Here is a 25308-nt window from a genome sequence, read left to right as displayed (position 1 = left end):
TCCTCAGCCCTGGGCGGCCGCCACCTGCTCGCACAGGGCCGGGACCTGCGACAGGGGGACAGGGCTCTGTGGGAACTCGGCGATGACCTCCAGCGGCATCCCGGCCAGGAAGCGCCGCATGACGGGATCGGCCAGCGCCCCCGCCCCCGCGTCGGATCCGGACCGCGCACCGCGGCCACGGGCGAAGGCCTCGAGGAGCAGTGGCCCGCCGACCGGGTGGGTAAGCCACTCGCCGAGAGTGTTCCGCCCGGTCAGGCGAACCCGTGACGGATCGCCCTCGACCCGGAGGTCCACGGTGCAGCGGATGTCGCGGGAGGAGGCGCCCGCCTCGATGCGGTACGTCCCGCCCTCGACGAACCAGCCGCCCTCCCGCTCGCTGTAGTGCGCGAGGTCGGCGCGGTCGAGCTCGACGAGCACGTCGCGGCTCTCACCGGCCTCCAGGTCGACCGTCGCGAAGCCGCGCAGCTCCCGTACCGGGCGGGTGACCGTGGAGTCCTCGGGTGCCCGGCTGTAGACCTGCACCACCTCGCGGCCCGGCCGGTCGCCCGTGTTGGTGACCGTGACCCGTACTTCGATCCGCCGGTCCGGGCCCTCGTCCCGTACGACGGCCGACAGGCCGCTGTGGGTGAAGGACGTGTAGGACAGGCCGTGGCCGAAGGGGAACGCCACCTCGTCGCCGCGCCGGTCGTGTCCCCGGTAGCCGACGAACACGCCTTCCCCGTACCGCACATGCCCCTCCTCGCCGGGGAACGACAGGTGGGACGGGCTGTCCTCCAGCCGCAGCGGGATCGTCTCGGCGAGGCGGCCCGAGGGGTTGGCGTGTCCGTACAGCACGCGGGCGAGTGCGCTGCCGCCGCCCTGGCCGAGCAGCCAGCCCTCGACCAGGGCCGGTACCCTCTCGTGCCAGGGGGACGTGCGCACCACCCCACCGTTGGACAGCACCACGGCGACGCGGGGATTGACCGCGAGGACCCGGTCGAGGAGCGCGAGCTGGGCGGCGGGCAGGTCGATGTGGTCACGGTCGAAGCCCTCGGACTCCTCCTGGGCGGGCAGGCCCAGGAAGAGCAGGACGGTGTCGCCGCGGGCGGCGAGCCGCTCGGCGTCCGCGGCCAGTTCCTCGCGTACGGCCGGGTCCTCGTCGTCCGTCAGCCGGTACCCCTCGGCGAACTCCACCCGCGCCCCCTGCGCAAACTCCCGCAGGCACTCCAGGGGCGTGTCCAGCCGGGTCGGCGTGACCTGGGAACTGCCGGCGCCCTGGTAGCGCGGGGTGCGGGCCGGCTCACCGATCACGGCGACCGTCCCGGCGGACGGATCCAGCGGCAGCAGGGACGACTCGTTCCTGAGCAGGACGACACACCGTTCGGCGGCCTCGCGGGCCAGCAGGTGGTGTGCGTCGTACGGCACGGGGCCTGGGAGCTCCGTCGCACCGTTGGCCGTGGCCCTGTGGGCCAGCAGGGCGAGCCTCGACACCGAAGCGTCGAGGTGCTCCACGGCCAGCCCGCCGCTGTCGACCGCGGCGACGACCTCGCGGTCGGTACGTCCGCCGGTGCCCGGCATCTGGAGGTCCAGCCCGGCACGCAGCGCGGCGACCCGGTCGCGTACGGCACCCCAGTCGGACATCACGACGCCGTCGAATCCCCACTCGGTGCGCAGGATGTCGGTCAGTAGACGGCGGTTCTCGCTGAGCGGCACGCCGTTGAGCGCGTTGTAGGCGGCCATCACGGACCACGGGCGGTCGCGGCGGACGATGCGCTCGAAGGCGCGCAGGTAGATCTCGCGCAGCGGACGCTCGTCGACGTCCGCGCTCACCCGCATGCGGTCGGTCTCCTGGTTGTTGGCCGCGTAGTGCTTCAACGCGGCCCCCACTCCGGCCTCCTGGAGTCCTCGGACCATGGCACCGCCGAGTTCGGCGGTCAGGAGGGGGTCTTCGGAGAAGTACTCGAAGTTGCGCCCGCACAGCGGCGAGCGCTTGATGTTGATGCCCGGACCGAGCACGACGTGGACGGCGTGGGCACGGGCCTCGGCGGCGATGGCGGTGGCGACCCGCCGGGCGAGATCGCGGTCCCAGCTGCTGCCGAGCGCGACGGCCGGCGGGAAACAGGTGGTGGGTGCCGCGCTGTGCAGGTCGAGCTGGCCGCCGTCGCCCTGGTCCTTGGGAAGCCGCAGACCATGGGGCCCGTCGGACAGGGAAAGCGCGGGAACGCCACCCACCGCTTCGGTGACGAAGTCACCCGCGCCGCTGGTCAGAGCGGCCTTCTGAGCGGTCGTCAGAGCACCTGTGTCGATCGCGGTCTCCCCCGCCGAGGGGGTTCGAGTCTGCTGGGTCATGGAGTCTGCCCCGGTCGTTCGGCGAGACGGCACTCTGCCGCCACACCAAAACCATATATTGATCGGTTTTGGAAGTCGAGAGTGCGGCGCGAGGGAGGCCGCAGTCGCCGGGGCCGTCCGGTTTCCGCCGTGCGCGATCCATTGACGGCCAGAAACCGATCGATCTACGGTTTTCGCGCCGGATCGGCCGCCACCCTCACGAGAAGAGGTACAGCGATGACGCTGCGCCCTGCCCACGATCACTCCGCATCCGCCGGTTCCCCGCGCCGGCGCCGTGCGGCACTGATCACCGTCTGCGCCGGAGCCGTGCTCGCCGCCACCGCACTGCCCGCCAGTGCCGGCCAGGCCGGTGGGTACGACCGCGGGCACGACCACCCGGCCGAGGCGGCCCGCGCCGCCGCTCCGCAAGCCGGCCACTACGCCGCTCTGGGCGACTCGTTCAGCTCCGGCCTCGGCATCCCCGCCGAGACGGACGCCACCTGCGGCCGCTCCGACCACAACTACCCCACTCTCGTCGCCACGGCCGTCGGCGCCCGGGCATCGACCGACGTGACCTGCGCGGGCGCCGAGACCCGTCATGTGACGGAAGCCCAGAACACCGCCGCGCCGCAGATCGACGCGGTCCGACCGGACACCTCCGTGGTCACCGTGGGCATCGGCGGCAACGACCTCGACCTCGCCGGCATCATCGGACGCTGCGTCCTGCTGGCCTACCTCAACCCGCAGGGCTCACCCTGCAAGAGCAGCTTCACGCTGTTCGGTACGGACCAGATCGGCTCCCGCATCAACGCCACGGCTCCGAAGGTCGCCGACGTCCTTGGAGCCGTCCGCGCCAAGTCGCCGCAGGCGAAGGTGCTCGTCGTGGGCTACCCGGCGATCGTCCCCGACGACGGCTCGGCGTGCCGCGAGGCGATCCCTCTCGCCGTGGGCGACTTCGCTTGGCTGCGCGACAAGACCAGGCAGCTGAACACCATGCTGGCCCAGCGGGCCGCCGCCCACGGCGCCACGTTCATCGACACCTACGGCCCCTCGGTCGGCCACGACGCCTGCAAGCCGGCGGGGGTCCGCTGGCTCGAACCCGCGGAGACGGAGGCCGGTGCCGGCTTCCACCCCAACGCGGCCGGCCACCGGAGCACGGCCGAGACCATCGTCGCGGCGCTCGGTGACTGACGTTCCCCGGCCCGGGGGCTACGGCCGGTGAAGGCCGTGGTTCCCCAGGAACTCCCACACCCGCCCCTCCATCGGTACCGCGGCCGGCTCCAGCAGCCACTGTGTCTGCAGACCGTCCATCAGCGCCAGCAACTGCTGGGCGACGGCGTCCGGATCGGCCGTCACCGGCGGCTCGGCCGACTCGAACAGCTCGCCCAGCAGTGCACCGATCTCGGCCCGCAGCAACCGGTAGCGCTTGACGAAGTAGGCGCGCGCGGGATGACCCGGTTCCGACGCCTCGGCGGAGAGCTTCGCATAGAGCGCCACGAGTCCGGGCGTCCGGCTGTTGCGCCCCACCACGGCGACGAGCCGGTTCAACCGCTCTGCCGCACAAGGCCCTGCCGCGGCGAGGGCCGGAGCGGGATCACTGCCGAGCAGGCCCGGGAACAGGGACGCGGCGTCGACCTCGTCACGTCGGCTGAGCACCTCCAGCAGAAGCTGCTCCTTGCCGGGGAAGTGGTGCAGGAGTCCGGCGTGGGTCAGGCCGGCGTGCGCGGCGATCTCCCGCAGGGACACGGAGTTGTACCCGGAGCGGGAGAACAGCTCGGTCGCGGAGTCGAGGACGCGGGCGCGGGTGCGCTCGCCCTTCGTTCTGGGCGCCTGGCTCAAGGGACGGTCTCCTCGTACGGCGAGGCCGGCGGACACGCGGCGCAACGGAACTTACCAGTTGGTAATGTCATCGCCGGAAAACCTACCAACTGGTCAATTCTGTGGGTAGGGTGGCCGTCGTTCTCGTCCACGGTGCCGCCGGGGACGTTCCTCCGCGCATGAACAGGGCTCTTCCGACGCTCTCCCGACGGGCCCGGGCCCGGGCGCGATTCATACCGGCCGATGCGGCCGCCGGTCACGGATACCGAGACTCATGCTGAACTTCATCGCACGCAGAATCGGAGCGGGAGCGGTGCTCCTCCTCGTCATCTCGTTGCTCTCCTACCTGCTGTTGTCGATCCCTGACGCCGACGTCGGGCGCCAACTCCTCGGCCCCGGCGCGCCACAGGGCGACGTCGACGCCAAGAACGCCGAACTCGGTCTCGACCGGCCGGTGCTCGTCCAGTACACCGACTGGCTCACGCACGCCGTCGGCGGCGACCTCGGCACCTCCTGGTTCTCCAGCGAGGATGTCACCCTCGCCGTCGCCAACCGGCTGCCGGTCACCCTGAGCCTGATGCTCGGCGTCACCCTCGTGACGGCACTGCTGTCCCTCCTGCTCGGTGTCTGGGCCGGTGTGCGGCGCGGCGCCGTGGACCGCTTCGTCCAGCTCCTCGGTGTCGTCGGCTACGCGCTGCCCGGCTTCCTCGTGACCCTCGTCCTCGTCCTCGTCTTCGCCGTGCAGCTGAACTGGTTCCCGGCCATCGGGTACACCCCCTTCACCGAGTCCCCCAGCGGCTGGCTGGCGACCGTGACCCTCCCCGTCGCCTCCCTCTCCGTGGCAGCCGTCGCGGGCGTCTCGCAACAGGTCCGCGGGGCCGTCATCGACGTCATGCGCCAGGACTACGTACGTACGCTCCGGGCCCGTGGACTGTCCGAGCGCCGAATCGTCTTCAAGCACGTCCTGCGCAACTCCTCCGCCCCAGGACTGTCCGTGCTCGGCATGCAGTTCGTCGGACTCCTCGGCGGCGCGGTGCTCGTGGAGCAGATCTTCGGGCTGCCGGGCATCGGCAGCATGACCGTCACGTACACCGCCCGCGGCGACATCCCCGTGATCATGGCGCTCGTCATGCTGACCGTGATCGGTGTCGTACTGATCAACCTCCTGGTCGACATCATGATCGGCTGGCTCAACCCGAAGGCGAGGATCGCGTGAGCGAGAATTGCGAGAGCGCGAACCGCGACAGCGCGAGCCGAGAGAGCGCGAAGCGCGAGGGCCACGTGAGCGCGAGCCGAGAAGGCGACGGCCACGTGAGCGCGAGCCGGGAGAGCGACGGCCACGTGAGTGACGATCGTCCACGCGACGAGCTTCCGGCCCGGCGAGGCGCCGCGCGGCGGCTGCTGCGCAATCCGCTTGCCGTCGTGTCCCTCGCGGTCCTGGTCATCCTGATCGCCGGCTCGCTCCTGGCGCCCTTCCTGGCCCCCCAAGGCCCGGCCGACTCCTCCCTCGCCGACGCCTTCGCCGGTCCGAGCCCGGCCCACCCTCTCGGTATGGACTCCGCCGGACGCGACATCCTGTCGCGCCTGCTCCACGGCGGGCGCAACACACTCAGCGGGGCCCTGATCGCCTTGGCCCTCGCGCTCGCCCTCGGAGTCCCGGCCGGCCTGTACGCCGGATACCGCGGCGGCTGGTTCGACGCCGCCGCCAACTGGACGGTCAACCTCGTCATGGCGCTGCCCGCCATGGTCGTGCTGCTCGCCTCCCGCGCGATCCTCGGCCCGAACGTGTGGGTCCTCATGATCGTCCTCGGAGTCCTCGCCGCGCCGAGCTTCTTCCGGCTGGTACGCGGCATCGTCGCCAACGTGCGCGGCGAACTGTACGTCGACGCCGCCCGGGTCTCCGGCCTGTCCGACACCCGCATCATGGCCCGCCACGTCCTCACGGTCGTCCGGGGGCCGATCATCATCCAGACCGCCCTGGTCGCGGGCATCGCGATCGCCCTCCAGGCAGGACTGGAGTTCCTGGGCGTCGGCAGCGGATCCGAGGCCACGTGGGGTGCCATGCTCAACGAGGCGTTCCAGAACATCCAGCGCGCTCCCGCTCTCCTGCTGTGGCCCGGGCTCGCCCTCGGCCTCACCAACGCCGCCCTCGTACTGCTCGCCGCGGCGCTGCGGGACGTCCTGGAGGACCGCACGGGCCTGCAGACCGGGCGGGTCCGGCGCCGCGCGACCACCCCGGCCCCGCCGCCCGGGACCGGTACGGTGCCGTCGGCCGGGACCGGCCCGGCCGAGCGCGCCGATCTCCTCTCCCTGCGTGAAGTCAGGGTTGCCTACGCCCAGCACGACGGCACCGACAAGGAGGTCGTCCACGGCGTCGACCTCGACGTCCGCCGCGGCGAGATCGTCGGCCTGGTCGGTGAGTCGGGGTCGGGCAAGACCCAGACCGCGTTCTCCGTCCTCGGCATCCTCCCCGAGGGCGGCCGTCTCAGCACCGGCAGCATCCTGGTGACCGGCCGGGAGACCGCGGGGCTTGCGGAGCGGGAGCACCGCGCGCTGCGCGGCACGACCGTCGCCTACATCCCGCAGGAGCCCATGAGCAATCTCGACCCGGCCTTCACCGTCGGCAGCCAACTGGCCGAGCCGATGCGGCAGATCCTTCGTCTGTCCCGCAGCGAAGCCGCCGAGCGGGCCGTCGAACTGCTCCGCCAGGTCGAGGTCCCGGCGCCCGAGCAGGTCGTCCGCCGCTACCCGCACGAGATCTCCGGCGGCATGGCCCAGCGCGTCCTCATCGCCGGCGCGATCTCCTGCGACCCCGCCCTGCTGATCGCCGACGAACCCACCACCGCCCTGGACGTGCGTGTCCAGGCCGAGATCCTCGACCTGCTGCGCCGACTGCGCGAGGAGCGCGGCCTGGGCGTCCTGCTCGTCACGCACAACCTCGGTGTGGTCGCCGACCTCTGTGACCGGGTCGCCGTGATGAACCAGGGCCGCGTCGTGGAGAACGGCACCGCCGAGCAGGTGCTCCACGATCCCCAGGACCCCTACACCCGCAACCTCCTCGCCGCGGTCCTCGACTCCGCCCCCGCACGGGAACCCTGGCGGCCCCGCCCGACAAGGAGCGTCTCCGCATGACCACCAGCCACGCCGAAGCCCTCCTGTCCGTACGGGATCTGCGGGTGTCGTTCCCCGGGAAGGGGTGGCGGGCTCCGCGCACCGAGGTACTGAAGGGCGTCGACCTCGAGATCAGGCCCGGCGAGACCCTCGGACTCGTCGGGGAGTCCGGCTCCGGCAAGACCACCATCGGCCGCGCGATCCTCGGCCTGGTCCCCGTCGCCTCCGGAACCGTCACCTTCGACGGCGAACGCGTCGACACGGCGAGCACCGCCCGCCGCCGCGCGCTGAGCCGCGAACTCCAGGTCATCTTCCAGGACCCCTACACCTCGCTGAACCCGGCGCGGACCATCGGCGACACCCTCTCCGAGCCCCTCCTCGCCCAGGGGATCGACGCCCGCGCGGCCCGCGGCAGGGTCGGCGGCCTGCTGGAGCAGGTCCGGCTGCCCGGTGACGCCGCAGGCCGACTGCCGCGCGAGTTCTCCGGTGGCCAGCGGCAGCGGGTCGCCATCGCCCGCGCCCTGGCCCTGCGCCCCCGCCTCGTCGTCTGCGACGAACCGGTCTCCGCCCTCGACCTCACCACGCAGGCGACCGTGCTCGATCTCCTCCTGGACATCCAGGAGGAGACAGGGGTCGCCTACCTCTTCGTCTCCCACGACCTGTCGGTCGTCCGGCGCATGAGCCACCGCGTCGCCGTGATCCACCACGGTGAGATCGTCGAGACCGGGGACGCGGACACACTCACCCGCACGCCGGACCACCCCTACACCCGAACCCTGTTGCTGTCGGCCCCCGTCGCCGACGTCACCGAACAGCGCAGGCGCCGGGAGCAACGAACCGCTCTCGCCGAGTCCTGACAGCCCGGGACGGTTCGGGACCCCGCCTCGCGCGATCGTGCTCGCGCCGGCCGGTCGCACTCCCTCCGGATACGCAGACTCGTACGAGCTGCGCGGTGGTGCCCGAGGGAAGCGCTCGGCGAGCCGGCGGAAGTGCGGCGGAAGGGCGGCGGAAGGGCCGGTCCCGCCGACCGGATGCCCGTCGTGGCCACGACGGCGCTGTCATGCACGGCGACCAGCAGTATGTGGCCCGGGTCATGCAGATAGGTGTTCTCGATGTCGATGACGTCTTGGTGCCACGCGGGCACGTAGCCGCAGCCGAAGTCCCTCGCAGCCTGAGAGACCGCGCACCTCAGCAACTCGCCGCGGTGCAGTACGTCTTCCAGGACGCCAGGGCGGCGTTCGACGAACACCGTCCGGTCCTGGACCAGGTCGCACGGACGGCCGTGCGGCTGCGGGGCCTGGCCAAGGCGGATGCCCAGGCCGGAGCGCTGACCACGCTCCCCGGCCTCGGCCTGGGCGAAGACCTCGTACGCCGTCGCCTCGGCCTGGGTGAAGACCTCGTACGCCGTCGCCTAGGCCTGGGCGAAGACCTCGTACGCCGTCGCCCCGGCCGGCTGCCCGGCTGCGAACTCCAGCGTGCCGCGCTGGCCCGCGCCTGCCGGCCCGGCCGGGTGTGCTGATCGGTGACGAGATCACGTCCGGCCTCGACACGGTCACCCGGCGGGCGATCCTCGACACGCTCGCCGGACTCGTGCGCGACCGGGGCGAACCGTTCGCATCCCACCGTTCCGGGTCAGCCGTGGCCGTCGTGCGGTCTTTGCACGGCGCCGTACTGCCCAGCCCAATGAGGCAGCTCGTGCCACCCGTGGGCGGACCCGGCGAGTTCCTGTGATGTCCGCCGACGCCTCACAGCACGCACGGCGGTGGTGTATGCGCGCCGGGCACCACCGGTCGGGCGCGCTCACGCCGGCTGCCAGATCCGGGACAGCGCCGTCGGGGTGAGTACGCACTCGGGCGGGCCCTGCCCGACCAGCCGTCCGTCGCTGAGGAGCAGGCAGGCGTCGGCCGAGCGGGCGGCCTCCAGGTCGTGCGTGGCCTGGACGACGGTCGTTCCGTCGGCGACCAGCTCAGTCAGCAGCGCCGTGATCCGTTCCCGGGCCTCGGGGTCGAGCCCGGTGGTCGGCTCGTCCAGGAGCAGCAGGTCGGACCGCTGGGCGAGGCCCTGCGCGATGAGGACGCGCTGACGTTGCCCACCGGACAACTCGCCGAGCTGGCGGTCGCCGAGGTCGGCGATGCCCAGCCGTTCCATGGCGGAGTCGACCACGGTCCGGTCCTGCCGGGTCGGCCGCCGCCACAGCCCTCGCTCTCCCCAGCGGCCCATCTCCACGGTCTGCCGTGCCGTGAGGGGGAGTGCGTCGCCGACGGCGCCGCGCTGCGGGACGAAGGCCGGCGGGCGGCCTGCCGCGTACCAGAGCTGTCCGGATGTGGCGTCGATCACGCCGGCCAGGACACCGAGCAGGGTGGACTTCCCGCTGCCGTTCGGCCCGACGAGTGCGGTCATGGCCAAGGCCGGTATGTACGCACGGAGTTGACGGAGCACCGGACGGCCCGGGTAGCCCGCGTCAAGGTCGCTGAACCGGACGCGCTCATTCCTCGGTTCGTCGTCGAGGGGCGCCGGGCGGTGTTTGTTGAACATGGTTGTCATTGTAGGGTCCTCGTATGGAGTGGTTGACGGCCCCTTTCGAGGTGGCCTTTGTGCAGCGGGCCCTGTTGGCCGGGATTCTGGTGTCGGCGATCTGCGCCCTCGCGGGGACGTGGGTGGTGCTGAGGGGGATGGCCTTCCTCGGTGACGCCATGTCCCACGGGCTCCTGCCGGGCGTCGCGGTCGCCGCGCTGCTCGGGGGGAACCTGCTGGTGGGGGCGGTGGTGAGCGCGGCCGTCATGGCGGCCGGTGTCACCGCCCTCGGCCGTACTCCGCGGCTGTCCCAGGACACCGGCATCGGGCTGCTCTTCGTCGGCATGCTGTCCCTCGGCGTCATCATCGTGTCGCGCTCGCAGTCGTTCGCCGTGGACCTCACCGGGTTCCTCTTCGGCGACGTCCTCGCCGTACGCGAGAGCGACCTGCTCCTTCTCGGCGTGGCGCTGCTGCTGGCTCTGGTCATCTCGACACTCGGTCACCGTGCCTTCCTGGCCCTCGCGTTCGACGAGCGCAAGGCCCGGACGCTCGGCCTGCGTCCCCGACCGGCGCACGCCGTACTGCTCGGTCTGCTGGCCCTGGCCATCGTCGCCTCCTTCCACATCGTGGGCACGCTGCTCGTCCTCGGCCTGCTCATCGCCCCGCCCGCGGCAGCCCTGCCCTGGTCGCGCAGCGTCCGCGGCGTCATGGTCCTCGCCGCGGCCCTCGGTGCGACCGCCACTCTCGGCGGCCTGCTGCTCTCCTGGCACCTGAGCACCGCGGCCGGCGCGACTGTCTCGGCCCTCGCGGTCAGTCTCTTCTTCCTCTCCCACCTGGCGTCCGGATTGCGGCACCGGGTGCGTGCCCGCCGCTCCGTTCTCCCCGTCCGTGCCGCCACGGACACCGCACACGCCCCCACGACCCGACCGAACGAAACCTGAGGCGATCTCGTTGTTCGTCCGAAGAAACGTCACACCACTGGTGCCGGCACTCCTGTCCGCGGTCCTGCTGACCGCAGGCTGCGCGGGCCAGGATGACGCCAAGTCCAGCCCGAAGCGCTCTTCCTCCTCCGCCACCGCCCATGGCTATGTCGAGGGCGCCAGTGAGGCCGCCGAGCAGCAGTCCCGGCTCCTTCTCAGCGACCCCGGCACCGGTGACACCCGAGTGCTGGACCTGATCACCGGCAAGATCCACGACATCGCGCGCAGGGCCGGCACCACCGGACTCACCACCGACGGCCGCTTCGGCTACTTCCACGGCGCGGACGGCACCCGCGTCCTCGACAGCGGCGCCTGGATGGTCGACCACGGAGACCACGTGCACTACTACAGCGCGAAGATCCAGGAGGCGGGCGTACTTCCGGGTGATACCGGTACGAGCGTCCGCAGCGACGCGGGCGTCACCGTCGTCACGGCAACGGACGGCAAGGCGGGCGTCTACCCGCGCGCCGATCTGGAGAAGGGTGCTCTCGGCGCCCCCGACCAGTTCCCGGGCACCTACGCCGGGCCCGTGGTGCCGTACGCGGAACACCTGGTCGCCCTCACGCGCGACGGTGACGCTCCCGCGGAGGTCGTCGTGCTCGACCGGTCCGGCAAGCGCGTCGCCACCCCTGAGTCCGCGTGCGAGGATCCGAAGGGCGACGCGGTCACCCGGCGAGGAGTCGTCCTCGGCTGCGCCGACGGCGCCCTGCTCCTCCACGAGGGCGACGGCACCTTCACCGCCGAGAAGATCCCGTACGGCGCGGACGTGCCGAAGACGGAGCGGGCCACGGAGTTCCGGCACCGTCCAGGCAGCACCACGCTCACCGCACCCGCGGGGAAGGACGCCGTCTGGGTCCTGGACGTCACCGAGCGCGCCTGGACCCGGGTGGAGACCGGGCCCGTCGTCGCCGCCAACACCGCAGGTGAAGGCTCCCCGCTCGTCGTCCTGGAGAACGACGGAGCCCTGCACGGCTACGACATCTCCACCGGCGAGGAGACCACGGTCACCGAACGTCTGCTGACGGACGTCCCCGAGGCCGCCACCGGCGAAGCCGCGGCACCGGTGATCGAGGTCGACCGGAGCCGGGCCTACCTCAACGACCCGGCGGGCAGGCGCGTGTACGAGATCGACTACAACGACAACCTCCGTGTCGCCCGCAAGTTCGACCTGGACGTCCGGCCGTCCCTGATGGTGGAGACGGGCCGATGAGCGTACGTGTGGGGGCCGCGCGGGTGCGCGCCCTGCTGCTGGCCCTGGTCACCTTCTTCGTCGTCGCCGGTACGGCGACCGGCTGCGCGGGCGGCGACGAGCGGCCCCGGGTCGTGGTGACGACCAACATCCTCGGTGATGTCACCCGGGAGATCGTCGGCGACGAGGCGGACATCAGCGTCCTGATGAAGCCCAACGCCGACCCGCACTCCTTCGGACTGTCGGCCGTGCAGGCCGCCGAGCTGGAGAACGCGGACCTGGTCGTCTACAACGGCCTGGGTCTGGAGGAGAACGTACTGCGGCACGTGGGGGCCGCCCGCGCATCAGGAGTGGCCACCTTCGCCGCCGGCGAGGCGGCCGATCCCCTCACCTTCCACATGGGCGAGGAGGGCGGTCCCGACGACGAGGCAGGCGAGCCCGACCCGCACTTCTGGACCGATCCCGACCGCGTGCGCAAGGCGGCCGGCCAGATCGCCGACCAGGTCGTCGAACACGTCGACGGCGTGAACGAGAAGGCCGTCCGGGACAACGCCGAACACTACGACGGACAACTCGCCGACCTCACCACCTGGATGGAGAAGTCCTTCGCGGACGTCCCCGAGAACCGCCGCGGCCTGGTGACCAACCACCACGTCTTCGGGTACCTCGCCGACCGCTTCGGCTTCCGCGTGATCGGCGCCGTCATCCCCAGCGGCACGACACTCGCCTCACCCAGCTCCTCCGACCTGCGCTCCCTCACCCAGGCCATGGAGAAGGCCAACGTGCGCACCGTCTTCGCCGACTCCTCCCAGCCCACCCGGCTCGCCGAGGTCCTGCGCCAGGAAATGGGCGGTGACGTCAATGTCGTCTCGCTGTACTCCGAGTCGCTGACCGAGAAGGGCGAAGGCGCCGGCACCTACCTGGAGATGATGCGCGCCAACACCTCGGCCATGGCCGAGGGTCTCACCGGTGACTGACCAGCTTCCCCGCGGACCGGCGTACGGATCGCCGGCCGCTCCGACACACAACCCCGTGCCCCGAGGGCCGGAGAGGACAGACACACGATGAACAGGTCGACACGCGCCAGAATGCTCACGGGCACGGCCCTCGCCCTGACGGCGTCGATGGCGCTGACCGCCTGCGGCGGCAGCGACGGCGCCTCGTCCGACGCCGAGCCGAAGAAGCAGACCAAGAGCAGCGAGCCCACCGCGGTGGAGAGTCCGCTGGTCGCCTCGTACGACGGAGGGCTGTACGTCCTGGACGGCGAGACCCTCAAGCTGGCGAAGACCGTCGAGCTGCCCGGCTTCAACCGGGTCAACCCGGCCGGCGACGAGGACCACGTCATCGTCTCCACCGACAGCGGCTTCCGCGTGTTCGACGCGGCCCGACAGACGTTCACGGACGCCGAGTTCAAGGGCGCCAAGCCGGGCCACGTCGTCCGGCACGGCGGCAGGACGATCCTGTTCACCGACGGCACGGGCGAGGTGAACGTCTTCGACCCCGCGGACCTGGCCGGCGGGAAGCAGCCGGAGGGCCGCAGCTACACCTCCGCCGAGGCCCACCACGGCGTCGCCATCGAGCTGGCCGACGGCGCACTCGTCACCACCCTGGGCACCGAGGAGAAGCGCACCGGCGCCCTCGTCCTGGACAAGAACGACAAGGAGATCGCACGCGCCGAGAACTGCCCGGGTGTCCACGGCGAGGCCGCCGCCAAGGGCGAGGTGGTCGGTCTCGGCTGCGAGGACGGCGTACTCCTCTACAAGAACGGCGAGTTCACCAAGGTCGACGCCCCCGACGACTACGCCCGCACCGGCAATCAAGCCGGCAGCGACGTCTCCCCGATCCTCCTGGGCGACTACAAGACCGACCCCGACGCGGAACTGGAGCGGCCCACCCGCATATCGCTCATCGACACCCGCACGGCGAAGATGAAGCTGGTCGACCTCGGCACCAGCTACTCCTTCCGCTCGCTCGCCCGCGGCCCGCACGGCGAAGCGCTCGTGCTCGGCACCAACGGCGTCCTGCACGTCATCGACCCCGAGACCGGCGAGGTGGAGAAGAAGATCGACGCGGTCGGCGACTGGACCGAGCCCCTGGACTGGCAGCAGCCCAGGCCCACGCTGTTCGTCCGCGACCACACGGCGTACGTCTCCGAACCGGGGGAGCGTCAACTGCACGCCTTCGACCTGGACTCGGGCGAGAAGCTGACGTCCGTGACGCTGCCGAAGGCCACCAACGAACTGTCCGGGACGGTCGACGGTCACTGACCGGGCCGCTCCCCGGCGCTCCCTGAGCAGCGCCCGTCGGCCTTGCGTCGGCGGGCGCTCCGTACTGCCGCATCAGCGCACACGCCCCCGCACAGAAGGGCCGGTAGGCTCCTCGCCGCCGGTCGGTGAGGCCATCAGACCTCCGTCGTTCCTCCTGCGCGTCCGTCGAGAGAGTTGGCCGCCGTTCAAGCGCGCTGTTCCGCGGAGGCGTTGCCGGGAGGGCGGGGGAGTCGCGATGCCGTCGGCAAGGGTGGTTCTCCGCGATTTCGACGCTTGTGTGGCGCTCGTCCTGACGAGCCGTCACTGCAGGCGGACGTTCCAGGACGAGTGAAGGCCGGCCCGACGTTGTGCCGGCGCGGCTGCGGTTGCGCATGCCGGCAGAAGTAGCTGAGCGAACGCACTGATCGGGCTTCCTGGCGGCAGCAGTGGACGCGAAGGCCCGCCCGCCGGGTATTCGACGGGCACGGGGGTCAGGGGCGCGCGGCGACGACATCAGATTCCGCCCGGCCGCTGTGGCGGGGCGGTACGGGAGAGGACACCGCGTCCCCGGTGATGTCGTCGGCGCGGAGCCGATCACGCCGAAGGCGGTGAATGCCCGCGGCGGCGGCCGCACGGACACCGGCCCCGCGCGCCGCTGGGGGCGGCCGCGCCGAAGACGACCGGACCCGACGGCGAACCCGAGGTGGCGCAGCACGTTGGTGGTGGCGCTGGCCATGACCATCAGCTGCGGTGCACGCTGCCCAGCGCCACGGTCGTGACGGAGCTGATGGTCGGAGCGGATCCGACGCCGATCAGCAGGGCGGGCAACATGGGTGCTGCCAGGTTCAGGTCCGAGATCAAGTGCTGACAGGCCGGAGCCGCGACTCGCCGTCGATCCGCTCAAGCGTTGCTTGGTGTCAGCGTGGAGGCGTCAATGACGTACCGGTAACGAGCTTCGGCGGCTACCACCTTGTCGTAGGCGCCGTTGATCTGGTCGACGGGGATGATGTCGACTTGGGGTGTGATGGCATGGCGGGCGCAGAAGTTGAGAACCTCCTGTGTTCCGGCGATCCCGCCGACGGCGGAGCCGGCGAAGGACAGGCGGTTGCCGAAGGTCATGAAGACTGAGACGGTGATGGGACCTTCGGCCGGGCTCATATCAGGTCACAAGCTCCCGACCGTCCGCGACGCGTGACGGCACCGCCCGGAAGGCCGACGATTCAACCCGAGGTCAACCGGAGCGCCAGTCAGGCGGAGGGTCAAACCCCCAAGCGGTGCCATCTACATCCTCACTGTCAGGCGGTGACCCTGCCGAAGAGGTGGTTGGCAGGAGCATCCGGGTCGTTGCCGTAGAAGAACTCGGTGAGGGCCTGGTGGAATTCGGCGCGGTCCAGCCCACCGGAGCCGTCCCTGTCCAGAGCGGCGAAGACCGTGGCGCATTCCTCGCCGGGCACACCGGCGACCGAGTCGAACATCTGCTGGAACTCGGCCTGGTCGATCTTGCCGTCCGCGTTGAGGTCGACGAGGTCGAAGAAGCAGTTGGTGACCGGCGCGATCTGCTGGGGATAGAGGGCGGGGTCGGTCAGGACGTTCCGGAAGCCCTCGGTCATCTCCCGCAGGTCGACCTTCCCGTCTCCGTCCTGGTCCATCGGGGCGATCACATTCGTCCAGAACCCGTCCATTCCCTCGATGAGCCGGCGGGCCGTCGCGGAGTCCGGCGCGGTGTCCCGGGCGGCGATGTAGCGCTCGCTCATCGCGCGGACGTCTCGCTGGGTGATGAACCCGTCGCCGTCGACGTCGGCGCCCCTGAACCACTGGCCGTACTTGAGGTCTTGAAATGCAGTCATGACTGCGAACAGTAGTCATCTGATTACGCGATCGCAAAACGAGGAGTGGAGCCTCTGGCAGCCGGGACGGCCCGCTGCGCGCTTGACGACGGGGATCATGAAGGACCTGCCCGAAGAGGCAGGCGGCTTGCGTGTCAGTGTTCGAGGTGCGGTGGTGCGAAGGCGAGCACATCCGGCAGGGGGCCGTCGTAGAGCTCGACGTCGACGAGCGCACTGTGGGCGCTCGGTCCCTGGGACAGGCGCGAGCACCCCCGGTCGGCTGTGAGGGTGTTCGGATTGCCGTGGCGGTCCAAGCTGCCGCTCTGGCCTGGCTGGGCCGGGTCCCACCAAGCCCCGGTCGACAGTTGGATGACGCCTGGCATGACGTCGTCCGACAGGACTGCGCCCGCCAGGCAGCTGCCGCGGTCGTTGTGGACTCGTACGATCATGCCGCTCTCGATGCCACGGGACGCGGCGTCCAGCGGGTTGATTGTCACGGGCTCACGGCCACGGATCTTCGACTTGAGGCTGTGGCCGCCGTTGTCGTACTGGCTGTGCAGGCGTGAGGCGGGCTGATTCGAGATCAAGTGCAGCGGGAACCGGTCCGACAGGCCGGCACGGAGCCACTCCACTGGTTCGAACCACGCCGGATGCCCGGTGCAGTCGTCGTAGCCGAAGGAGTCGATCTCCTCGGAGAAGATCTCGATCCGGCCCGACGGGGTCGTCAGGGGGAAACGCTGCGGATCTGCGCGGAGCGTCTCGAAGCTGCCGGGAAACGGTCCGCTCAGCGCCGGCAGCTCAGCCGAGGAGCTCCGCCAGAAGTCGTCGAAGCTCGGCAGGGCCCCCTCGTCGCCGAGGTTGGCCCTCGTCTGCTCGTACAGGTGCCGGACCCATTCGATCTCGGAGCGCGACTGCGTGAACTCGCACTCGTATCCGAGCCGGGAGGCCAGGGCGGTGAAGATGTGGTGGTCGGTGCGTGACTCGCCCGCCGGCTCACGGACTTTCGGCATCGCGACGAGGTGGGGGTCGGAGAATCCGGCGGCGAAGTCGTCGCGCTCCAGGCTGGTGGCGACGGGAAGGACGATGTCGGCGAACTTGGCCGTGGTGTTCCACCAGGCTTCGTGAACCACCACCGTGTCAGGGATCTGCCAGGCGCGGGTCAACCGGTGGAGATCTTGGTGGTGGTGGAACGGGTTACCTCCGCACCAGTAGACCAGGCGAAGTTCGGGCAGGGTCAGGCGCCGGCCGTCGTAGTCGATGGTCCTGCCCGGATGCAGCAGGGTGTCGGCGATCCGTGCGACGGGGATGAAGTCCGCAACAGGGTTGGGAACCCGGGGAACCGACGCCACGGAGGGCCGTCCGGGGGCGACGCCGGTCGCGTCCATCGTCGCGTAGCCCGCACCCCAGCCGCAGCCGGGCCGCCCCATCGAGCCCGCCATGGCGGCCAGCACGACCGACATCCAGATCGGCTGTTCGCCGTGGTCCGCCCGTTGTATCGCGTAGTTGACCATGACGAGGGAACGTTGCGTGGACAGGCGGCGAGCCAGTTCGGTGATCGTGTTCCGGCTGATGCCCGTGATCCTCGCCGCCCAGGGGGCGTCCTTGGCAATGCCGTCGAACTCGCCGGTCAGGTAGGAGGCGAAGCGTTCGAACCCGACGCAGCACCGGCGAAGGAAGTCCTCGTCGTGCCAGCCATTGACCAGCATGGTGTGGGCGATGCCGAGCATCGCGGCAGTGTCGGTGTTGGGGATGACGGGCAGCCACTCGGCGTCGAGGAAGCCGGCGGTGTCGCTGCGGATGGGACTGACGTTCACGAACCGCACCCCGGCCTCACGGCACCTGCGCTGCAGGTCCTGCGTCTGGTGTCTGGCCAGTCCGCCGGGGTTGATCTGGCTGTTCTTTAGGGCCAGCCCTCCGAACGCCACCACAAGCTCACAGTTGTCGGCGATCTCGTCCCACATCGGCATCCGCGACTGGTAGCTCCACGGAGCTCCGCCGATCACATGGGGGAGAATGACCTCCAAGGCTGCGGTGCTGTACGTGTTGCGGGAGTCGGTGTATCCCCCGCCCAACGCCAGGAACCGGTGGAGCTGACCCTGCGCGTTGTGGAACGCGCCCGCGCTCGCCCAGCCGTAGGAGCCGCCGAACACGGCGCTGTTCCCGTGCTGTGAACGTACTCGGCGCAGTTCCTCGCTCACCATGGTGATCGCGTCGTCCCAGCTCACCTCCACGAAAGCGTCCGTGCCCCTGGCCGTGTCGTGGGCGCGTGGCAGGCCGTTCAGCCAACCCTTGCGCACCGCGGGGCGCAACACGCGGGCGCTGTCGTCGGCGGCTGTCACCATTCCGGGTCCGATGGGCGACGGCGCGGGGTCATCGCCCCTCGGCTCAATGCGCACCAACCGACCGGAATCGACCACCGCGACAAAACTGCCCCAGTGCGTCGCGACCGACATGCGTCGTTCCACCATGCATCAACTCCGTCTCCGAAGTTCCCCGGCTCCCCGACAGCGGCCACTTACGTCACAAGGGCTCCGTTTCAGGTGACGGTCCGCAGGACACAGACTCCCCCTGCGGACCGGTGCCCAACCCTGTAGGTGCACGAGCCTTCCAACGGCCGCACAGAAGCGCCGTCCGAGCCGACTCATTGCGTTGAAGCGAGCACAGTGAGTGCTTGTGGTGCGGGTGGGCGTGCGCGAATCATGGATGGTCCCTCGATCCTCGTGAAAGGAACGTCCCCTTCATGGCCCACCGCAAGGTGTATCTCGCCGTCGGCAGGACCAAGACCCGGATCTACCGCTTCGCGCCCATCGACAGTGACACCCGCGTCGTCGAAAACGTGCCGCCCTACGAGCCCGGCTGCACCGCCAAGTTCCACGCCCTGCTCGATCGTCTTGCGGCCAGAGGCGGCAGGTCGAGCGACGGCGGACAGGCTAATGTGCCGGGCGTGGGAGCTGGGACTGCGGCGTCCGGTCCGCGGTTGGATCGATCCCGCCACGGCTTGGTGTGGTGTGCACTGCCTGCCTGCCTGCCTGCCTGCCTGTCTGCCCGCCTGCGGCGGACAGGTCATCGGATACAGCGACGACCGTCAGGTGAAGGCGGACTTCGCATCCAACCACCTGTCGGGCACCGCACTGGCGCTCTACCCGGGACCATTACCCGCTCGGGGCCAAGAACAACTTCTTCCCCCACCAGGTCACGGCGATTCTGGACATCCTCGCCGAGCTTGAGGGTGTCGTCAGGTGGGGCGGCGACAAGGAGTCGCCCATGGAATCGGTCTTCTACATCGACGTCCCACCGGGTTCGGCGAAACTCGCCCTGGTCGCAGAGACGCTCAGACAGTGGAGCGTCACTCCCGGCAAGGGGGCCGGAACCCGGAATATCGAGGATCCCAAGCGCATCAAGGCCGCCAAGAAGCTCGCCAACACGCAGGCGGCCTGACACTGCGGGTGGATAGGTCGTCACGCGGCAGGCATCGCGGTCGTCGCGCCTACCGCTTCGCCGCCGACACCGACGCCCGTCCCCGACACCGGTGCCGAGCGGCGACTCGCGCCGGTCATCCGCGCGGTCGGCCGCTTCGGGCTGTCCTCGCGCATCAAACACTCGACGGCGCAGCGTGCCGTGCACCCCTTCGCGCCGCAGCTGCGTCCGGGGCCCTGTGACGCCCGAGGGCGGCATCCTTCCAGGATGCCGCCCGCGGGCGTCCACGGTCGTGCCGGGGCGCGTTCGTGTCAGAGTGAGCCGGCCGGCGTCCGCTCCTTCGGGGTGGCGTTCTCGTCCGATGCGCCCCAGCATTCCACCTCGCCGCGCAGGCCCGGCACCTGGTCCTTGCGGAAGACCGGGTCGAGGCCCTGGCGGCGCTGGGCCACGTAGTCGTCGAGGAGGCGGAAGGCGACCGTGCTGAGGGGGATGATCGCGATCAGGTTGACCAGGACCATCGCGCCCATCGTGACGTCCGCGAGGCTCCAGACCAGCGGTACGGAGCCGATGGCGCCGAGGACGGCGCAGGCGATGACCATTGCGCGGTACGAGCTCATCACACTCTTGCTGCGGGTGATGAACTGGATGTTGGACTCGCCGTAGTAGTAGTTACCGATCATGGAGCTGAAGGCGACCATGAAGACGACCAGGGTCAGCAGGTGACCGGCCCAGTCGCCGAGCGCGCTGGTGAAGGCGGACTGGGTGACGTCCGCGCCGCCGCGCTCACCGAGGGTCGGGTTGGCGGAGAGGATCACGAGGGCGGTCATGCTGCAGATGACCAGGGTGTCGAAGTAGACGCCGAGGGTCTGGACCAGGCCCTGCTTGACCGGGTGCGTGGTCTCCGCGGCCGCGGCAGCGTTCGGGGCGGAACCCATGCCCGCCTCGTTGGAGAACATGCCGCGCCGCACGCCCTGCAGGATCGCCGTACCCACGGCGCCACCCGCGACCTCGCGGAAGCCGAAAGCCCCGCCGATGATGTCGCCGAGCATGCCCGGCACGCTGTCGAGGTTGAGGAGCACGATGACCAGGCCGACCAGCAGATAGAGCCCGGCCATCACCGGGATGATGACCTTGGTGACGGCCGTCAGGCGCTTCACGCCGAAGAACACCGCGAGCGCGAGCAGCACGGCGAGCACGATCCCGAGGACGGGGTTGAACCAGGAGGCGTCCGAGCCGAAGGAGCCCTTCGTGGCCACCGTGATGGTGTTGGACTGCACCGCGGTCAGCACGAACCCGAACGTCAGCGTGATCAGGACGGCGAAGACCACGCCGAGCCAGCGCATTCCGAGCGCCTTCTGCATGTAATAGGCCGGGCCACCTCGGTATGTACCGGGCTCGGTGTCGCGCACCTTGTACAGCTGGGCCAGGACCGACTCGACGAACGCCGAGGCACCGCCGACCAGGGCCATCATCCACATCCAGAAGACAGCTCCGGGGCCGCCCATGGTGATCGCGGTGGCCACACCGGCGATGTTGCCGGTGCCGATCCGCGCGGCGGCGGAGATGCTGAAGGCGCCGAAGGGACTGACGCCGGACTGCGGCTTGTCCTTGAAGACCCGGAACATTTCCGGGATGAGACGGATCTGCACACCCTTGGAGCGCAGCGTGAACCAGACGCCGGCGACGGCGACCAGTGGAATCAGCAGGTATGTCCAGAAGACGTCGTTGAGCTCGACGACCCAGGTTTCCAACGTGCTCATGCGAGTGCTTCCCGGTTCCTCGTGAGTCGGGGAATCGGCCCGGTTTCTGCGTGTGCGTACAGGTCATGTACGGAGCGGACGGTCGGGCCGGGTAGTGCGGAGGCAAAGGCTCCGCAAACCCCAGGACTTTAGGCTGGCGTCGCCGACCCTGCCTATGGTTTCCGAAGGTGCTCTATCTCACATGAATCCGATGCATGGCAGAAGCCACCGGTCGAAGCCGTTGTCACCGCCTGGCGCCGGGGTGGTGTCGGCCGACCAGCGGCCGGGTCCATGGGCGACGGGGCGGTAGGCGGGACGATGAGGACAGGGGGTACTCGTAGCCGCCGTTCCGCATCCGAAGGCCGTGCGGCCACTTGACCGGAGCGCGACGGTCATGACGCCGACGGCGCCGGCCGCGGCCAGAGGGAAGGGCAGCCCGGCGGCCAGCAGCAGCCCTGCCCCGATCTGGCCGCCGCCTGCGCCGGCGCGGTCAGGGCTTCACCGCGGAACCCGTCTCCCTCGAACTCCTGCGCGCCGCCCGTCGGCCCTTTGCCGTCCGGTGGAAGCTGACCCTTCTGCACCCCGTGGAGAAGAAGGCCCGTGAACGGCCGCAGGATCAACGGACCGGTGTCCGTCGTCGCACTGCTGGAATGGTGGGCGGCGGATGATCGGTCGGCGGCGGTTCGGGTTGACCATTCACTGGGCGTAGGTGACTCCCATGCCGTAGGCGTCGCCGTGTTCCCTCCCGCCGGCGAGCGTCTGGGTGTACCTGTGGCAGGGGTGCGATTACGTCCGCTGCTGGAGTACGCCGTGCGCCTGGGCTCGAGCAGCGGCGATTCCCTTCGACGGGACGGTGGAGCCGTGTCGGCTGCTTCGCCGGTGCGCAACCGCTGCCTCCGTCCGCACGCCTTCAGGACGGCTGCGAGCCGGGCCGAGATGTCCAGGGTGCGGTCGGTTGGAGTACGGCCTCGGAGAGCGCGCGGGTCCGTAGCGCGGTGATCTGCTGATACTCGGGGTCGGCGACCATGCCGCAGAACGCCTCCCGGTCGGGATAACGCACCAGCAGCACGGCGTCCCAGGCCTGGCCTTCGCCGGCCACGAGGGGTGTGGCGCCGTCGCCTGCGTAGAGCAATTCCCCTCCGTACCTGCTGAGGAAGACGGCCGCCCGGCGTGAGTATTCCTCGTAGGACGGCCGGCCGTCCGGCGTGAACCGCAGGAGGTTCAGCATGACGAGCGGCCCCTCGGGGCCGTGCTTGGCGAAGGCGTCGAGAACCGCCTTGTCGGGATCGACAGCCACGGGCTTCTCCTGTCGGTCGTCGGAGGATGCGGCCCGCGCGGGCCGGGTGACTCGAGGTTAGGTGATGACAGGCCCGCTTGCATACCACCCGGTCGGTACGCCCTGTCTCTCGTGGGTTGACCACGTTGGCCGTTCGCCCCCTATTGGGTCTTGCTCCGCGCTCGTCGGCACGGCGGCCGTGCAGACCGGCGGGCGGGGCGGCGTCACGCAGGGACGCCTAGCGGCGGGTGCTCGAGCACGCGGGGCTTGTACTCGACCAGTTGGATGCGGCCGTCGAAGGTGCGGTGCTCGATCATCTCGAGGGCAACGTCCGGATAGCCGTCGTAGATGCGTTCTTCGCCCGTGGCACCGGTGATCACTGGGAACATCACGACTCGGAAGCGGTCGACGAGTCCGGCTCGTAGGAGGGACCGGCATAGGCTGAGGCTGCCGATCGTGCTGAGAAGCCCCGAGCCACTCGACTTCATGGCACGGACCGTCTCGACGGCGTCGTCACGGACGAGTGTGGAGTTGGGCCACGTCAGTGGCTCCTCGAGCGAGGAGGAGAACACCACCTTGGACGCTTGCGTGAGCTCGTCGACGGACGCCTCTTCTTCGGGCCTGAACTCGTCTTGGCCACTGGGGACCTCGCCTGCGGCGAAGCCCGACATCAGGCGGTAGGTGTTCGCTCCCATCAGGTAGGTGGCCTCGGGCTGCTCGCCGAGCCATGCGAGGTACTCCGGGCCCTCGAGGCCCCAGAACCCGGGCCATCCCCGGCCCGATGCGTGGCCGTCGAGGGAGGTGATGAAGTCGACGAGAAGCTCCGACATGGCGGTGTCCTTTCCTGAAGGTGTCATGAGCTTGGACCGGCCGGGAGCCAGAAACTCATCGGCCGCGCCGTGGAGCAACGAGAAGACCCAAGACGCTGCAGCCGATCAGATCGGCGGAGCGGCACTGCTCCGGAGGACCAAGACCCATATGATTGCAATATGCATGCGTCGAGTAATGATCTCCACGCGCGCGAAACCGACCGGGTCTCTTTCGTGGACGGCGTGGCCAGTCGGCTTCTCGATGAGCTGTGTGAGGGCGTCGTGCCGCCATGTCTTTCGCCTGCTGGATGCTGAGAACCGAGCTGCGGTTGACAGCGGCGAGAGGCCAGCCTGGTTCCCTGCCAAGCTGTCATCGGCGCCAAGGAGGTCGCGGACGATCACGTCGCACTGCGCCTGCGTGATGGACGCCGACTCGGCCCGCAGCCGGTCAGTGATGTAATCACCCACATCAGCACTCTCGTCGGAGCTCACAGCAACGACCTTCGAGAAGAGCGCGAGCCTGCCCGTACGACAGCCGGGCCAGCCCGGTGTGCGGGCACACGTCACGCGGGCTGACGGCCCGGCCCCGGCCTCGGTGGGTGACGGACACCGGCCCGCGCGCGGCCTTCAGTAGCCGGAGCAACAGCCGGGCGGTGCCAGCGTCCCAGTACACCGTTCTCCAGCACGAAGTCCTCGCACGCCTGGCCCCGGCGGCGGACCTTGCTCAGCGCACCTTTCGCCTTGACCGGACAGCGACGCCCGGCGAAGTCCGGATCCTCGGTGTTGATGCCCAGGATCTCCTCCGCCCGCCCGGAGGTCTCGTAAAGCATCCGCCACAGGGTCTTCCCCCGAAGGTGGACCTCGCGCCGGGCGATCACCCGGTCGATCGCCCCCTTCGAGCGGGCCGGGGTTTCGGAGCCCGGCACCGCCGGCCGCTTCGCCCAGACCGGTATCGCCGGGCCCTCGTAGCCGCGGTCCCGGCACCAGCTGAGCCAGGACAGCACTCCGGTCCGACGGGAGTCTTGGGTGTCGAACGCAGCGGTGCCCCGGAGCAGTTCGAGAGCATCGCCGGTCTCGTCGTCCGCGACCGACGCCGGCGGCCGGCCCTCGCCGAATCCGTTCGGCGGTCTTGCCGACCCCGATCCGGTAGTTGCGGACCGCGTTCGGGTTGCCGAGCGAGTCGAGGAACGCCGGCCGCCGCCCGGACGGTCTGCGCCTTCCCGGTCGGCAGCTGTACGACGCTGGACACCGCTTCCCACTTGCCGCAGACAATAGGGTCGCTTCACATGGCGACCGGAGAGCGTCGCCGCAGGTGACGGGACAATTCACCGCAGATATCCGGATGTTGCCGGTGGGACGACTTCAGGCCGGTCCGGGCGCCGACACCCCGTCAGCCGCCTGTTCCTCAAGCTCGAGGCCTCAGCAAAGCTTTCTCCGTAAGATTTCGTCCGATCCTGATGGGCACCGCACATCGGGGTACACGGGGCGGTATGGCACCGAAGACCGATCGCATCCAGTTCCTGCGGGCCGTGCGGCAGCTGCGCCGTATCCGCACTTTCTACGCTGCGGCCCTTGTGCTGTGGGCAGGGTCTGCCGTCTGGACCGGCTGGCAGGCACCCGGGAGCCGGCAAATGTGGGTGTCCGTCCTGCTCCTGGCCGTCTTCACCGTTCTCCTGGTCACCGCGAGCGTGTCCCTGCGGCGTCTTGCGGTTCCTGGGACCGGCCGGCCCGTGCATCATGCTGCCTCGCACAAGGCGCCGGACACCCGCCGCCACGCCCACGCCTGAGTACCCGTCCCCCTGCCGAAGTTTCCTGTCTGTGCATAGGCGTTGGGTATGCCAGGTCGTCGTATTCGTTGTCCGAGGGTCAGGCCACGCCTTCGTGACAGTGCGGTAGCCGTTCAGGAGGAGTGCAGGATGCAACGTCCTGACCAGCGTGGCTCGCAGCCTTGGGTCAGCCCTGGGAACCGATGGGGGCCGTGGGTCTACTGGCCGATGCTCTCTGTCAGCATCGCCTTGTTAGCGTGGCGGATAATCGGCGGCGATGGCCCTGGTCCCATCGTCTTCGCGGCCGGCC

At 70.0% G+C, this 25308-nt stretch carries 21 protein-coding genes and 1 pseudogene; 11 read left to right on the top strand and 11 right to left on the bottom strand.

Annotated elements, in window-relative coordinates; all coding sequences use genetic code 11:
* Positions 1-3: 3 nt before the first annotated feature.
* A complete protein-coding gene (locus ACIQ1J_RS31270) occupies positions 4-2328 on the bottom strand; it encodes a glycoside hydrolase family 3 C-terminal domain-containing protein (protein ID WP_403562116.1) in 2325 nt (774 codons plus the stop codon).
* Between the two features lie 216 nt (positions 2329-2544).
* Between ACIQ1J_RS31270 and ACIQ1J_RS31265 the strand changes: the two genes are divergently transcribed.
* Positions 2545-3498 (top strand): SGNH/GDSL hydrolase family protein, encoded by a 954-nt coding sequence (locus ACIQ1J_RS31265; RefSeq protein ID WP_403562114.1) that lies wholly within the window; start codon positions 2545-2547, stop codon positions 3496-3498.
* Positions 3499-3516: 18 nt separating this feature from the next.
* On the opposite strand, the gene ACIQ1J_RS31260 is transcribed toward ACIQ1J_RS31265, so the two are convergent.
* Positions 3517-4146, bottom strand: coding sequence for a TetR/AcrR family transcriptional regulator (locus ACIQ1J_RS31260; protein WP_403562112.1), 630 nt, complete (start codon positions 4144-4146; stop codon positions 3517-3519).
* A gap of 253 nt (positions 4147-4399) precedes the next feature.
* Here ACIQ1J_RS31260 and ACIQ1J_RS31255 point away from each other — a divergent pair, with 253 nt between their 5' ends.
* The 4 genes from ACIQ1J_RS31255 to ACIQ1J_RS31240 all read left to right on the top strand — a co-directional run bounded on the left by ACIQ1J_RS31255 (position 4400) and on the right by ACIQ1J_RS31240 (position 8755).
* Positions 4400-5341, top strand: coding sequence for an ABC transporter permease (locus ACIQ1J_RS31255; protein WP_403562110.1), 942 nt, complete (start codon positions 4400-4402; stop codon positions 5339-5341).
* A gap of 125 nt (positions 5342-5466) precedes the next feature.
* The gene (locus ACIQ1J_RS31250; RefSeq protein WP_403562108.1) at positions 5467-7257 is read left to right on the top strand and encodes a dipeptide/oligopeptide/nickel ABC transporter permease/ATP-binding protein; all 1791 of its coding nucleotides are present in this window, start codon (positions 5467-5469) and stop codon (positions 7255-7257) included.
* Positions 7254-8093 (top strand): ATP-binding cassette domain-containing protein, encoded by an 840-nt coding sequence (locus tag ACIQ1J_RS31245; protein WP_403562106.1) that lies wholly within the window; start codon positions 7254-7256, stop codon positions 8091-8093. The genes ACIQ1J_RS31250 and ACIQ1J_RS31245 overlap by 4 nt, the downstream gene beginning before the upstream one ends.
* A 347-nt stretch (positions 8094-8440) precedes the next feature.
* Entirely contained in the window at positions 8441-8755 is a 315-nt protein-coding gene (locus ACIQ1J_RS31240) for a hypothetical protein (protein WP_403562104.1), read from the top strand.
* Positions 8756-9036: 281 nt separating this feature from the next.
* Here ACIQ1J_RS31240 and aztA read toward each other — a convergent pair whose 3' ends face one another.
* Positions 9037-9780, bottom strand: coding sequence for a zinc ABC transporter ATP-binding protein AztA (aztA, locus tag ACIQ1J_RS31235; RefSeq protein ID WP_403562102.1), 744 nt, complete (start codon positions 9778-9780; stop codon positions 9037-9039).
* A 14-nt stretch (positions 9781-9794) separates the two neighbouring features.
* Between aztA and aztB the strand changes: the two genes are divergently transcribed.
* The 4 genes from aztB (at position 9795) to aztD (ending at position 14186) form a co-directional block, all read left to right on the top strand.
* Positions 9795-10691: a zinc ABC transporter permease AztB gene (aztB, locus tag ACIQ1J_RS31230; RefSeq protein ID WP_403562100.1), complete on the top strand. Its 897-nt coding sequence runs from the start codon at positions 9795-9797 to the stop codon at positions 10689-10691.
* Positions 10692-10701: 10 nt separating this feature from the next.
* Complete coding sequence (locus ACIQ1J_RS31225; RefSeq protein WP_403562098.1) at positions 10702-11940, top strand: hypothetical protein; 1239 nt, start codon at positions 10702-10704, stop codon at positions 11938-11940.
* Positions 11937-12896 carry a zinc ABC transporter substrate-binding protein AztC gene (gene aztC / locus ACIQ1J_RS31220; RefSeq protein ID WP_403562096.1) on the top strand — a complete coding sequence of 320 codons (960 nt, stop codon included), beginning with the start codon at positions 11937-11939 and terminating at the stop codon, positions 12894-12896. The genes ACIQ1J_RS31225 and aztC overlap by 4 nt, the downstream gene beginning before the upstream one ends.
* A gap of 87 nt (positions 12897-12983) precedes the next feature.
* Complete coding sequence (gene aztD, locus ACIQ1J_RS31215) at positions 12984-14186, top strand: zinc metallochaperone AztD (protein WP_403562094.1); 1203 nt, start codon at positions 12984-12986, stop codon at positions 14184-14186.
* Between the two features lie 879 nt (positions 14187-15065).
* Here the strand turns inward: aztD and ACIQ1J_RS31210 are convergent.
* From ACIQ1J_RS31210 to ACIQ1J_RS31200, 3 genes are all read right to left on the bottom strand, one after another.
* Entirely contained in the window at positions 15066-15284 is a 219-nt protein-coding gene (locus tag ACIQ1J_RS31210) for a hypothetical protein (protein ID WP_403562092.1), read from the bottom strand.
* A 176-nt stretch (positions 15285-15460) separates the two neighbouring features.
* Complete coding sequence (locus tag ACIQ1J_RS31205) at positions 15461-16012, bottom strand: EF-hand domain-containing protein (protein ID WP_210958505.1); 552 nt, start codon at positions 16010-16012, stop codon at positions 15461-15463.
* A gap of 134 nt (positions 16013-16146) precedes the next feature.
* A complete protein-coding gene (locus ACIQ1J_RS31200; protein WP_403562163.1) occupies positions 16147-18444 on the bottom strand; it encodes a molybdopterin-dependent oxidoreductase in 2298 nt (765 codons plus the stop codon).
* An 811-nt stretch (positions 18445-19255) separates the two neighbouring features.
* Here ACIQ1J_RS31200 and ACIQ1J_RS31195 point away from each other — a divergent pair.
* Positions 19256-19429 carry a hypothetical protein gene (locus tag ACIQ1J_RS31195; protein WP_403562090.1) on the top strand — a complete coding sequence of 58 codons (174 nt, stop codon included), beginning with the start codon at positions 19256-19258 and terminating at the stop codon, positions 19427-19429.
* A gap of 290 nt (positions 19430-19719) precedes the next feature.
* Here ACIQ1J_RS31195 and ACIQ1J_RS31190 read toward each other — a convergent pair whose 3' ends face one another.
* The 5 genes and pseudogenes from ACIQ1J_RS31190 to ACIQ1J_RS31170 all read right to left on the bottom strand — a co-directional run.
* Positions 19720-21168, bottom strand: coding sequence for an alanine/glycine:cation symporter family protein (locus tag ACIQ1J_RS31190; RefSeq protein WP_403562088.1), 1449 nt, complete (start codon positions 21166-21168; stop codon positions 19720-19722).
* Between the two features lie 889 nt (positions 21169-22057).
* Positions 22058-22444 carry a DUF1330 domain-containing protein gene (locus ACIQ1J_RS31185; RefSeq protein ID WP_307852020.1) on the bottom strand — a complete coding sequence of 129 codons (387 nt, stop codon included), beginning with the start codon at positions 22442-22444 and terminating at the stop codon, positions 22058-22060.
* A 203-nt stretch (positions 22445-22647) separates the two neighbouring features.
* On the bottom strand, positions 22648-23253 hold the full coding sequence (locus ACIQ1J_RS31180; RefSeq protein WP_403562085.1) for a dihydrofolate reductase family protein: 606 nt from the start codon (positions 23251-23253) through the stop codon (positions 22648-22650).
* Between the two features lie 105 nt (positions 23254-23358).
* Complete coding sequence (locus tag ACIQ1J_RS31175; protein WP_403562083.1) at positions 23359-23724, bottom strand: hypothetical protein; 366 nt, start codon at positions 23722-23724, stop codon at positions 23359-23361.
* 10 nt (positions 23725-23734) lie between these two features.
* Positions 23735-24481 (bottom strand): annotated as a pseudogene (locus tag ACIQ1J_RS31170) (site-specific integrase); the annotation flags it as partial.
* A gap of 241 nt (positions 24482-24722) precedes the next feature.
* Here ACIQ1J_RS31170 and ACIQ1J_RS31165 point away from each other — a divergent pair.
* Positions 24723-25019: a hypothetical protein gene (locus tag ACIQ1J_RS31165; protein WP_403562081.1), complete on the top strand. Its 297-nt coding sequence runs from the start codon at positions 24723-24725 to the stop codon at positions 25017-25019.
* Positions 25020-25308 lie beyond the last annotated feature (289 nt).

Source organism: Streptomyces sp. NPDC097107 (assembly GCF_044762405.1).
Classification (GTDB): Bacteria; Actinomycetota; Actinomycetes; order Streptomycetales; family Streptomycetaceae; genus Streptomyces; species Streptomyces thinghirensis.
Note: the sequence above shows the minus strand (reverse complement) of the source record. Positions and strands in the feature narration are given on the sequence as shown.

Bases quoted from the DNA above. Each gene is read 5' to 3' on its own strand.
- ACIQ1J_RS31270 (WP_403562116.1), bottom strand. From the start codon at position 2,328: ATGACCCAGCAGACTCGAACCCCCTCGGCGGGGGAGACCGCGATCGAC.
- ACIQ1J_RS31265 (WP_403562114.1), top strand. From the start codon at position 2,545: ATGACGCTGCGCCCTGCCCACGATCACTCCGCATCCGCCGGTTCCCCG.
- ACIQ1J_RS31255 (WP_403562110.1), top strand. From the start codon at position 4,400: ATGCTGAACTTCATCGCACGCAGAATCGGAGCGGGAGCGGTGCTCCTC.
- ACIQ1J_RS31245 (WP_403562106.1), top strand. From the start codon at position 7,254: ATGACCACCAGCCACGCCGAAGCCCTCCTGTCCGTACGGGATCTGCGG.
- aztA (WP_403562102.1), bottom strand. From the start codon at position 9,780: ATGACAACCATGTTCAACAAACACCGCCCGGCGCCCCTCGACGACGAA.
- aztB (WP_403562100.1), top strand. From the start codon at position 9,795: ATGGAGTGGTTGACGGCCCCTTTCGAGGTGGCCTTTGTGCAGCGGGCC.
- aztC (WP_403562096.1), top strand. From the start codon at position 11,937: ATGAGCGTACGTGTGGGGGCCGCGCGGGTGCGCGCCCTGCTGCTGGCC.
- aztD (WP_403562094.1), top strand. From the start codon at position 12,984: ATGAACAGGTCGACACGCGCCAGAATGCTCACGGGCACGGCCCTCGCC.
- ACIQ1J_RS31210 (WP_403562092.1), bottom strand. From the start codon at position 15,284: ATGACCTTCGGCAACCGCCTGTCCTTCGCCGGCTCCGCCGTCGGCGGG.
- ACIQ1J_RS31205 (WP_210958505.1), bottom strand. From the start codon at position 16,012: ATGACTGCATTTCAAGACCTCAAGTACGGCCAGTGGTTCAGGGGCGCC.
- ACIQ1J_RS31200 (WP_403562163.1), bottom strand. From the start codon at position 18,444: ATGTCGGTCGCGACGCACTGGGGCAGTTTTGTCGCGGTGGTCGATTCC.
- ACIQ1J_RS31195 (WP_403562090.1), top strand. From the start codon at position 19,256: ATGGAATCGGTCTTCTACATCGACGTCCCACCGGGTTCGGCGAAACTC.
- ACIQ1J_RS31190 (WP_403562088.1), bottom strand. From the start codon at position 21,168: ATGAGCACGTTGGAAACCTGGGTCGTCGAGCTCAACGACGTCTTCTGG.
- ACIQ1J_RS31180 (WP_403562085.1), bottom strand. From the start codon at position 23,253: ATGTCGGAGCTTCTCGTCGACTTCATCACCTCCCTCGACGGCCACGCA.
- ACIQ1J_RS31165 (WP_403562081.1), top strand. From the start codon at position 24,723: ATGGCACCGAAGACCGATCGCATCCAGTTCCTGCGGGCCGTGCGGCAG.